This is a genomic window from Kitasatospora sp. MY 5-36 (assembly GCF_001182915.1).
Lineage (GTDB): Bacteria > Actinomycetota > Actinomycetes > Streptomycetales > Streptomycetaceae > Kitasatospora.
The window spans coordinates 1-10,239 of the sequence record NZ_LFVW01000283.1 but is presented as its reverse complement, the minus strand read 5'-3'; the positions used below and the strand labels follow the sequence as shown (position 1 = coordinate 10,239).

The 10,239-nt window shown below is 72.9% G+C and carries 11 protein-coding genes; 7 read left to right on the top strand and 4 right to left on the bottom strand.

All coding sequences use genetic code 11. The features are described from left to right. Positions 1 to 57 precede the first annotated feature (57 nt). From AE652_RS19800 to AE652_RS19780, 5 genes are all read left to right on the top strand, one after another. Complete coding sequence (locus AE652_RS19800) at positions 58 to 1,233, top strand: glycosyltransferase family 1 protein (RefSeq protein ID WP_049653375.1); 1,176 nt, start codon at positions 58 to 60, stop codon at positions 1,231 to 1,233. 20 nt (positions 1,234 to 1,253) lie between these two features. Beyond that, on the top strand, positions 1,254 to 2,120 hold the full coding sequence (locus tag AE652_RS19795) for an alpha/beta fold hydrolase (RefSeq protein WP_049653370.1): 867 nt from the start codon (positions 1,254 to 1,256) through the stop codon (positions 2,118 to 2,120). A 274-nt stretch (positions 2,121 to 2,394) separates the two neighbouring features. Further along, positions 2,395 to 3,687 carry an extracellular solute-binding protein gene (locus tag AE652_RS19790; protein WP_049653369.1) on the top strand — a complete coding sequence of 431 codons (1,293 nt, stop codon included), beginning with the start codon at positions 2,395 to 2,397 and terminating at the stop codon, positions 3,685 to 3,687. Then, on the top strand, positions 3,677 to 4,588 hold the full coding sequence (locus AE652_RS19785; protein WP_049653367.1) for a carbohydrate ABC transporter permease: 912 nt from the start codon (positions 3,677 to 3,679) through the stop codon (positions 4,586 to 4,588). Before AE652_RS19790 ends, AE652_RS19785 begins: the two co-directional genes overlap by 11 nt. Continuing rightward, positions 4,585 to 5,409 (top strand): carbohydrate ABC transporter permease, encoded by an 825-nt coding sequence (locus AE652_RS19780; RefSeq protein WP_053112138.1) that lies wholly within the window; start codon positions 4,585 to 4,587, stop codon positions 5,407 to 5,409. The genes AE652_RS19785 and AE652_RS19780 overlap by 4 nt, the downstream gene beginning before the upstream one ends. A 43-nt stretch (positions 5,410 to 5,452) precedes the next feature. Here the strand turns inward: AE652_RS19780 and AE652_RS19775 are convergent, their stop codons facing one another. Then, the gene (locus tag AE652_RS19775; RefSeq protein ID WP_049653366.1) at positions 5,453 to 6,019 is read right to left on the bottom strand and encodes a hypothetical protein; all 567 of its coding nucleotides are present in this window, start codon (positions 6,017 to 6,019) and stop codon (positions 5,453 to 5,455) included. Positions 6,020 to 6,180: 161 nt separating this feature from the next. Then, entirely contained in the window at positions 6,181 to 7,140 is a 960-nt protein-coding gene (locus AE652_RS19770) for a helix-turn-helix transcriptional regulator (protein ID WP_234348452.1), read from the bottom strand. Positions 7,141 to 7,338: 198 nt separating this feature from the next. Between AE652_RS19770 and AE652_RS46450 the strand changes: the two genes are divergently transcribed. Together AE652_RS46450 and AE652_RS19765 are read left to right on the top strand one after the other, a co-directional pair. Further along, positions 7,339 to 7,509, top strand: coding sequence for a hypothetical protein (locus tag AE652_RS46450; protein ID WP_159028496.1), 171 nt, complete (start codon positions 7,339 to 7,341; stop codon positions 7,507 to 7,509). A gap of 57 nt (positions 7,510 to 7,566) precedes the next feature. Then, positions 7,567 to 7,794: a response regulator transcription factor gene (locus AE652_RS19765; RefSeq protein ID WP_049653364.1), complete on the top strand. Its 228-nt coding sequence runs from the start codon at positions 7,567 to 7,569 to the stop codon at positions 7,792 to 7,794. A gap of 104 nt (positions 7,795 to 7,898) precedes the next feature. Here AE652_RS19765 and AE652_RS19760 read toward each other — a convergent pair whose 3' ends face one another. Both AE652_RS19760 and AE652_RS19755 read right to left on the bottom strand, forming a co-directional pair. After that, a complete protein-coding gene (locus AE652_RS19760) occupies positions 7,899 to 9,080 on the bottom strand; it encodes an RICIN domain-containing protein (protein WP_049653362.1) in 1,182 nt (393 codons plus the stop codon). 346 nt (positions 9,081 to 9,426) lie between these two features. Continuing rightward, entirely contained in the window at positions 9,427 to 10,038 is a 612-nt protein-coding gene (locus tag AE652_RS19755; RefSeq protein ID WP_049653361.1) for a TetR/AcrR family transcriptional regulator, read from the bottom strand. Positions 10,039 to 10,239 lie beyond the last annotated feature (201 nt).

Here is a 10,239-nt window from a genome sequence, read left to right as displayed (position 1 = left end):
GTCCTGCCCGGGCCGACGGCGCCCGCCGCGGCCGGCCCGGCCCCCGGCGGCGAGCGGCTGCGGGTGGTGATCGTCGCCGAGTCCTTCGCCCCGCAGGTCAACGGCGTGGCCCACAGCGTGCTCCGGACCGCCGAGCACCTCCTGGCCCGGGGGCACGTCCCGCTGGTGGTGGCCCCGGCGGCCCAGCGCCGCACGAGCGGGAACGCCAGCGGGAGCGGAAGCGGGAGCGAGCCGTACGAGTCGGCGTACGGCTACCGGGTGGTCCGCGTCCCGTCCGTCCCGCTGCCCGGCTACCCGGAGGTACGGATCGCCCTCCCCGGGCGCCGGGTGGCCGACGCCGTCGAGCAGCACCGCCCCCATGTGGTGCACCTGGCGGGCCCGTTCGCCCTCGGGGCGGCCGGAGCGGCGGCGGCCGGGCGCGCGGGCGTCCCCGTCGTCGCCGTCTACCAGACCGACCTCGCCGCGTACGCCCGGACCTACCTGCCCTTCGCCGGAGCCGCCGGGGCCCGGCTGGCCTGGCACCGGCTGCGGCTCATCCACACGGCGGCCGCGCGGACCCTGGCGCCGTCCCGGGCCTCGCTCGACGCCCTGACGGCCCACGGGGTCCCCCGGGTCCACCTGTGGCCGCGCGGCGTCGACTGCGTGCGCTTCCACCCCGGCCACCGGGACGAGGCCCTGCGCCGGCGCCTCGGCCGGCCCGGCGAGGTGCTGGTCGGCTACGTCGGGCGGCTGGCGCCGGAGAAGCAGGTCGAGCGGCTGGCCGAGGTGTCCCGGCTCCCGGGCGTACGGCTGGTGGTGGTCGGCGACGGCCCCAGCCGCGCCCGGCTGGGCGCCGCGCTGCCGGACGCGCTCTTCCTGGGCCGCCGCACCGGGCACGAACTCGCCCGGCTCTACGCCTCGTTCGACGTCTTCGCGCACACCGGACCGTTCGAGACCTTCGGCCAGACCCTCCAGGAGGCGATGGCCAGCGGCCTGCCCGTGATCGCCCCCGCCGTCGGCGGACCGCTCGACCTGGTCCAGCCCGGACGCACCGGTTTCCTCGTCCCGCCCGGCGCGGTCACCGGCTTCCGGGAGGCGGTGGAACGGCTCGCCCGGGACGCGGAGCTCCGCCGGGCGTTCGGCCGGGCGGGCCGGGCCGCGGTCGTGGAACGCAGCTGGGAGGCGGTCGGCGACCGGCTCGTCGACCACTACCGGCTCGCGCTGGCGGAGTCCTCCGCCGCGGGGCGCGGGTGAGACCGAGGAACGGACCCGTCATGCACCAGCCGCTCGCCACCGCCTACGTACCCGGCGCCCGCCCGGACGCCGACACCGCCGTGTTCCTGCACGGACTGGGCGGCTGGACCCACAACTGGGCCGCCCTGATCGAGCGCCTCCGGTCGTCGGTGCACTGCCTGGCCCTCGACCTCCCGGGCTTCGGCCGCTCCGCTCCCCCGCCCGACGGCCTCGTCACCGTCGGGCGCCAGGCCGCGGCCGTCGCCCGCCACCTCGTCCGCACCGGGCACCGCCGCGTCCACCTGGTCGGCAACTCGCTCGGCGGCCTGACCGCCCTCCACCTCGCCGCCCACCGCCCGGAGCTGGTCGCCACCCTGACCCTCGTCTCCCCGGTCCTGCCCGCCCTCCCGCCGCCGCAGGCCCTGCGGATCTCCCTGCTGGGCCTGCCAGGCGCCGCCCGCCTGTACGCCCGGCTGCTGTCCACCCGGGGCCCCGACCGGCAGCTCGACGACCTCTACCACCTGATCTACGCCGACCCGTCCCGCGTCAACGCCGAACAGCGGGCGACCGAAGTGCGCGAGCGCCTGCGCCGTGCCGAACTCCCGTACAACCAGCAGATGTTGGTGGAGGGCGTGCGCGCCGTGGTCCGGGCCCACCTCCGGCTGCCGGGCGAGCCCTCGCCCTGGCACCAGGCCCGCCGGGTCACCGCCCCCACCCTGCTCGTCTTCGGCCGTGAGGACCGCCTCGTCCCCTTCCGTACGGCGGCCCGGTCCTACGCGGCCTTCCGGGACGCCCGGCTCCTCACCCTGCCCGGCGTCGGCCACGTCGCCATGCAGGAACACCCCGACGCCGTGGCCGCGGCCTTCCGCGCCCTGCTCCCGGAGGCCCGCCGCACGCCCGGCGGGTGAGCCGCGCCATTGGTCTACTCCAATCTGTCCTGAATACGTCGTCCCAGCAGGCGCCGGTCTGCCGTTCACTGTTCCTCCCGGGCGGCCGGGCTCGCTGCCGCACGACCCGTCGACCTGGGAGGTGCGAATGCGAAGGGCCTTGCCCCATCCGAAAGTTGGGGTCTCCGCCGGGCCCGGAGTCGGACGTCTTCCGGCCGAATGTCCGCTCCCCCGCGACGCAAGCTGATCTGAGGGGTAGTCAAAAGGTCACCCCCACAGTGAACTTGGAGACCCCATGGCCATTCGCGCGTCCTGTCGCCCCCTGGTCCTCACCCTGCTCCTGTCCCTGGCCGCGGCCGGATGCGGCGGCTCCGGCTCGGGCAGCGGTTCCGGGGCCGGCGGCAAGCTGACGGTGTGGCTGGCCGTGGACGCCCAGGAGAACTGGCCACAACTGGTCCAGTCCACCAACGACCGCTTCGCCAAGGCCCACCCCGGGGTCCGGGTCGACGTCCAGTACCAGCAGTGGACGACGAAGAACCAGAAGCTGGACGCCGTCCTCGCCGGGAAGAACGTGCCCGACGTGGTGGAGATGGGCAACAGCGAGACCACCAACTACATCGTCAACGGCGCCTTCGCCACCCTCGACCCGGCCCGCTTCGACCAGTCGGACGCCTGGCTGCCGGCGCTCGCCGACGCCTGCCGCGACAACGGCAAGGCCTACTGCGTGCCCTACTACGTCGGGGCCCGGGTCGGTGTCTACCGCACCGACTACTTCACCCAGGCCGGTGTGCCGGGCGCCCCGAAGACGTACCCCGAACTGCTCTCCGCGTTCGACCGGCTGAAGAGCACCTTCGGCACCCAGGACCCGAACTTCTCCGCCCTCTACATGCCCGGCCGCTACTGGTACGCGGCCATGGCCTTCCTGAAGGACGCGGGCGGCGAGATCGCGGTGAAGGACGGCAACCGCTGGAAGGCCTCGCTGTCCTCGCCCAACTCCGTCGCCGGGCTCACCGAGTGGAAGCGGCTGATCGACGCCTACTACGTCGGCGACCGCGCCAAGGACAACGGCGACCAGCCGGCCGTCGTCGGCCAGGGCCGCGTGGGCGTCTTCTACGGCAACACCTGGGAGGCCGGCGCCGCCGCCGACGAGCGCTCCGGCGGGGACCCGAAGCTGAAGGACAAGTTCGCCACCTTCCCCTTCCCCGGCCCGTCCGGAAAGCTCCTGCCGCCCTTCCTCGGCGGCTCCACCCTGGCCGTGCCGGCCAAGTCGACGCGCAAGGACCTGGCCGCCGACTGGATCAGGCTGTTCACCGACCGGGAGTCCCAGAAGACGCTGATCGCCGCGAACACCCTGCCCAACAACACCACCCAGCTGACCGAGGTCGCCGCCGGCGGCATCAACGGCCCCGCTGCCCAGGCCGCGGCGACCGGGGGCTGGATGACCCCGTTCGCGCCCGGCTGGACGTCGGTGGAGAAGTCCAACGTCCTACCCGAGATGCTGGAGCGGATCGCCAACGGCAAGGCGTCGGTGCAGGACGCCGCGCGGGAGGCGGACCGGCGGATCGACGAAGTGATCAATGAGCGCTGACCGGGTCCGGCGGCGGCGTCCGCTGCTGCCGTACCTGCTGATCGGCCCGACCGTCCTCGCGCTCGTCCTGGTGCTCGGCTACCCGCTCGTGGACATGGTCGTCCTCTCCTTCCAGGACATGACCCGCGAGCAGCTGTTCGGCGGCACCTCGCCGCCGTGGGCCGGGCTGGACCAGTTCCGCAGGATCCTCGGGGACGGGTTCTTCTGGACGGTGGTCGCCCGCACGGTGCTCTTCACCGCGGTGTGCGTCGCCCTCACCGTGCTCTGCGGGCTGTTCACCGCCCGGCTGATGCACCGGGTCTCCCCGTGGGTGCGCGCCGTCATCGCCGGGGTGCTGGTCACCGTGTGGGCCATGCCCGTCATGGTCGCCTCGTCGGTCTTCCGCTGGCTCTTCGACGCCGACTACGGCGTGGTGAACTGGCTGCTCTCGAACCTGCCCGGGGTCGACCTGGCCCGCCACAACTGGTTCACCAACCCCTGGCAGGGGTTCACCGTCATCGTCGCCGTCGTGGTGTGGGGCTCGCTGCCGTTCGCCGCGATCACCCTGCGGGCCGCGCTGGCCCAGGTCCCGCCCGAACTGGAGGAGTCCGCGGTCCTCGACGGGGCCCGGCCCCTCCAGGTCTTCCGGCACGTCACCCTGCCGGTGATCAGACCGGTCCTCGTCATGGTGACCACGCTGTCGGCCATCTGGGACTTCGGCGTCTTCAACCAGATCTGGCTCATGCGCGGCGGCCAGCCCGAGCGGGAGTACTACCTGCTGGGCGTCTACTCCTTCATCGAGTCCTTCGCCGTGAACCGGTACAGCACCGGGGCCGCGATCGCGCTCGTGACCGTCGTCCTGCTGCTCGCCGGATCGGTCGTCCACCTGCGTCAGATGCTCAGGACGGGAGAGATCGAATGAGGCGACGGCGGTCGCTGGGCCACGACCTGCTCGGACTGCTCGTCGCCGCGGTGATCGGCTTCCCCGTCTACTGGATGGTGCTCACCGCGTTCCGGCCGGCCACCGAGATCCTGAGCCTGCCACCGAAGTTCTGGCCGGGCCGCCCCACGCTCGACAACTTCGCCCGGGCGCTGGGCACCGAGACCTTCTGGGCCAACGTCCGCTCCAGCGTCGTCATCGGCATCGGCACCGTCCTGGTGTCGCTGGTCGTCGGCGCGCTCGCCGCCTTCGCCCTCGCCCGCTTCCGCTTCGCGGGCCGCAAGGCCTTCGTCGTGGTGATCCTCATCGTCCAGATGGTCCCGCTGACGGCCCTGATCATCCCGGTCTACCTGCTGCTGAACGACGTCGGGATGACGGACAGCCTCACCGGCGTGGTCCTCACCTACCTGGTGTTCACGCTGCCGTTCACGGTCTGGATGCTGCGCGGCTTCATCGCCGGGGTCCCCGTGGAACTCGAGGAGGCGGCCATGGTCGACGGCTGCGGCCGGCTCGGCGCGTTCCGCCGGGTGGTGCTCCCGCTGCTCGCACCCGGCATCGTCGCCACCTCCGTCTTCGCCCTCGTCCAGGCGTGGAACGAGTACGTCCTCGTCTACATCCTGCTGTCGACTCCGGAGAAGCAGACCGTCAGCATCTGGCTGGTCTCCTTCCAGACCAGCTTCGGGACCGACTACGGCGGTCTCATGGCCGGTGCCACCCTGACCGCCCTGCCCGTCGTGGTCTTCTTCCTCCTCGTCCAGCGCAGGATCGCCTCCGGCCTCGCCGTCGGCGCGGTCAAGGGCTGAGCCCCGCCGCGCCGGAAGCCGGCCGCCGGGCGGCGCCGACGACCTACCCGGGGCGGCCTGTCCCGGGACGGGCCCGCAGCCCGGTTCGCGGTGCCGGGATCTGGAGTACCGCGTGCCGGGAGCCCGGCCCGGGCAGCAGCGTGCAGGTCGAGCGGCACGGGACGAAGAGCACCTGGCCGCCCCGGAGCCGGACCGCCAGCGGCACCCGGTGCGCGTCGGTCGGGGCGGTCGGGGCCGTGGAGCCGGTCGGACCGGGGTTCGTACCGGTCGAGGCGGTCGAGGCGGTCGAGGCGTCGACCAGGATCTCGGTGACGGAGGACAGCTGGAGTACCAGGAGTTCCGACTCGGCCTGTCGCGTCTGGACCGCGTGCGGGTCCGCGGGGTCCTGCGGGAGGGCCCGGACGGTGACGCCCAGCAGTGCGCTCAGCCCGGCGGCGAGGGCTGCCGTGTCCTCCGCCGTGGACGGGTCGCCGGTGACGGGGGGCTCGTAGTCCGTCCAGAGGACGGCCGGCCCTCCACCGGTCCGGGCCGAGAGGAACGCGGCCAGTTCCAGGAGGTAGCCGCCCTCGTCGGCCGGTTCGTTCTCCTGATCGTCCGGCCCCCACTGCACCGTCGTCCTCCGTTCCGGAGCCTCGCGTCGGGAGGCTTCCCTTCGCCGGGCTCCATCATGGGTTCCCGTGGTGGCGCCGGGACAGTCACGCGAACCCGGTCCCGGAGTCGCGTGACCCTGCCACCCGCGTGCCCTGTCCGCCCCGGCCGCCCCGGGTGCCGCTACTCGTCCAGCAGCCCGGTACGGGCGGCGGCCACACCGGCCTGGAACCGGCTCTCGGCATCCAACTGGCCCATGATGTCGGCGATGTGACGCCGCGCGGTGCGCAGCGACATCCCGAGGCGGCGGGCGATCGTCTCGTCCTTGAGCCCGGCGGCGAGCAGCCGCAGGATGGTCCGGTCGATCTCCTGGGAGACCTGCTCCAGGCCGTCCGCGGTGGCGGCGGAGAACGGCCTGGCACACGACCAGGACTGCTCGAAGATCTCGCACAGGTAGGCGACCAGCGACTCCTGGCGGATCGCCACCGCACCCCAGGAGCCGTCGCTCGCGGGGATGAAGGCGAGTTCGCGGTCGAAGACGATGATGCGGCCGAACAGCTCGTGGACGGTGCGGTACTCGCCGCCGAGCGGTGAGGCCGCTTCCACGTACGCCTGGCTGGGGCCGTTGAAGCGTGCGGTGTGGTGGTAGAGCGTGCGCATCCGCACCCCTCGGGCGAGCAGCGCGCGGTCACGGCCGAGCGCTTCCTCCATGGCTTCCGGCACGCGGCTTCCGCCACCGGGCTGGCTGGCCAGCACCTCGCTCCGGCAGCTGTCCGAGGCCCGGTCGAGCGCCGCCCGTACCTCCTGGAGGCTGCTGATGACCTCGACCCCCTCACCGGCACCGGCCACCCGTCCGCCCCGCTGGTAGTGGGGGAAGAAGCCGACGAGCTGGGCCTGCCCCCTGGCCAGCTCCTCCTGCTCGCGGCGGATCCGGGCCTCGACGGGGGCGGCGAGCCGGGCCATCGCGGCCTCCGGTGCGACGGCGTAGCCCGCCGCCGGGTCCTGCGGATCCGGGTACACCAGGCGCAGGGCGCTCAGCCGGCGTACCGAGGCAGCGGCCTGGTCCGGGTCCAGCCCCAAGTCGGCGGCGATGGCGGCGGGTTCGAGCCGGTGGTGTTCCAGTACCCAGGAGTAGACCGCCACGTCGACCTGATCGGGCTCCGTTCCACCCGCCCGATCGTCCGGTTCGCCGGAAACATCCATGTACATCCCCCAGTCACTTTGCTGCCACCCAGCTTGGTGAGGTGGTCGACCCGTAGGCGCGTGATCATCTCGGCGACATGCTAGATCACAGGCCGGGACCCGCTCGGCGATCAGTTGAGGTCCCTCCAGGAGGACTCCATGAAGCGTTTCATCACCGCCGCCGTACTGCTCACGGCACTTCTCGGGATCAGCGCCCCCGCCGCGCTCGCCGTTCCGCAGGACCACGCGACGGCGGCCCGCAACGTTCACGCGGACGACACCTCGTGGGGCGGCGCGTGCACGACCCCCGGCTGCCAGCCCATCTACTGAGCGGTCGCCATGACCACCGCTCCCGTTCGACGTTCCCTCAGCCAGGAGAGTGCCCCGATGTCCCGACCCGCCACCGCCGCCCCCGCCCTGAGCCGCCGGGAGGTGGAGGTGCTGGAGCTGCTGGCCCGGGGAGCCACCTACGACACCATCGCGCGCCGCCTCCAGCTCAGCCCGCACACCGTCGACACCTACCTCCGACGGATCCGCAGCAAGACCGGCGCCACCACCCGCATGCAGCTGGCCCTGTTCGCCTTCACCCACGGCCACGGCCTCCCCGCCTCGTGACGCGACCCCGGGGCGCAGGTGCGACGTCGGGCCGGGCACGGGCCCGCCCCCGCCGGCGGGTCCCGGCAGGGGCGGAGTCAGGTGCGGAATGGAGCGCGGGACGGTCAGGGCTTGATCGTCCAGCGCTGGTTCCAGTCGTTGGTGCAGGTCCAGACGCCGAGCGCCTTGTTGTCCTCGTCGTAGGTGAGGCAGTCGTCGGTGCTGACGCGGATCTGGTACTCGCCGTCGCCGAACGCGAAGACCTCCCACTTCTGGGCGGCGGAGCCGGTCCAGGGGCGCGCCTCGGCCAGGTAGCTCTTGGTGTTCTCGGTGAGGGCGAGACCGGTGACGGCGTTGGTGATCTTGTAGAGCCCACCGGCGTCCTGGCTGAAGACCCAGCCGGTGGACTTGCCGACAGTACTGGTCGCGGCGGTGACCGGGGTGCCGCTCGCGGAGCCGTTGGCGGCGGGGGCCCGGCCGTTCTTGACGCTCGGGTGCAGCGTGCCGGTCAGCTGGGCGGCGCCCGAGTCGGCGACACCGAACCCCATCCGGATGTGGCCGCCGGGGATGTTGGTCCCGGTGTCGCCGGTCTCGTGCGCGGGGATGCCAGGGGTCCCCGGGCTGCTGATGGGGATCGCGGGGACGGTGATGATCTGGCCGCCGATCGGCACCTGGGGCGTCGAGGGGGTTCCGGGCGGCGGGGTGGAGCCGCTGGAGGAACCTGGCACCACCCGGGCCGGGAAGTGGATGAGCCGGCCCCCGCGGCCGCTGGTGTCCGAGTCATGGCCGATGAAGGCCCAGTTCATGAAGCCGCCGTCACCGTAGTTGACGAAGGTCGATTCGCCCGCGAAGACCCAGACCTTGAAGTCGTCGTACCCCTGCGGCCCGCCCTCCTTGTCGTGGTGCTCCAGCTTGACGTCGTCCTCGAACATCACCCCCCGCATGTTCGCCGAGTAGTCGTTCTTGAACCACTTGGTGTCGAAGGCGTCCGTCCCGTCGTACTTGAAGACGAGGACGTTGTAGCCGGGCGCGGCACTGCTCAGCTTCGAGACCAGGGCCTGGGTGAACTGGGCGTTCTCCATCTTCGCCTGGTTGGCCGCACCGAGGACGAACTTGACGGTGTCGGCGACGGCGCCGATCAGGGCGCTGGTGCAGTTGCCGCCCCCGACGCCGTCCTTGCCGGCGCAGTCGGCCGCGGCGGCCGGGGTCGGGGCCGCGACCAGCGCCGTACCGGCCCCGGCGAGGAGGCTGGCGGCCAGGGCGGTGGCGGTGGCGGACTTCTTCAGGCGGGCGCTAACGGCGCTCATGATGGGCTGCTTTCGGGCGGGTTCGGAGGAAGCGTCAGGCGGACCGGCACAACGCGGTACGGGTGCGGGCGGCCAGGGGGGCGTCACCGCCACCACCTGTCCGGTCCGCCTTCCTGCCGGCGTTCCGTTCGGTGAGGTAGATCCTGCCGAGCCGCGATGGTCACGGAAAGTCACGAAGACCCGGTGCCGGAACGGCGGTACCTGGGTCACGTGACACGCGCCGCGGCCGGGACTCCGCACCGCCGGGCCGCCCTCCACCGGCCCCTCTTCTCCCGTGCTACCGCACCGAGTTGAGCCGGCCCTTCCCCCACGGGTGCCCGGTGACCAGGCCGGACCCGGGCACCCGTCAGCTCGCGGCGTCGCCCTCGGCGGCCGCCCGGGTGAGGGAGTCCGCCACCGTCGCGCAGGCCAGCCGGGCCACGGAGCGCAGCTCGGCGTCCGGGGTGCCGGCCCGGCTCAGGACGGCCAGTGACTGGTTGACGGCGACGACGAAGGCGGCGAGCTCGTCGAGCGTCCGGGCGTCGGCCGGGGAGTCCGCCAGCGCGGCGCGGACCCGTCGGCGCTGCAGGTCGAGGAGGCCGCGCACCCGCGCGCCGCTCTCCTCCGTCAGCGTCGGCGACTGCGCGGCGGACTGGGCGACGAGGCACCCGGCGGGAACCGACGGGTCGGCGATGCGCTCCAGGACGACGTCGAAGAACGCCTCGACGGCGCGCACCGGGTCACCGGGGTGAGCGGCGAACGCCTGCTCGTACCGGGCGCCGTAGACCGCCGCGTAGCGGTCGAGGCACCGGTGGAACAGGGCGTCCTTGCTGCCGAAGGTGCCGTAGAGGGAGCCCCGGCCGAGGCCGGTGGCGGCGCCGAGGGCGTCCAGCGAGGCGTCCGCGTACCCGCGCTGCCAGAACACCCGCATGGCCCGGTCGAGGGCCTCCCCGACGTCGAACTGCTTCCGGCCGGACACCGCACAAACCTCCCGTTTCACCCGTCTGCCATGAGCCTACCCGCATCCTGGACCGATCGGTCAAACAATCTTTGACCGATCGGTCCAAGATGGCTACCGTGACGGCCAGTGGCCAGATCAGCCGGCACCGCGAAAGGAAAGATCATGAGCCAGTCACCCACGCCCGAAGGCCCCGGCTCCGTCGCCGGGGCACCGAACCTC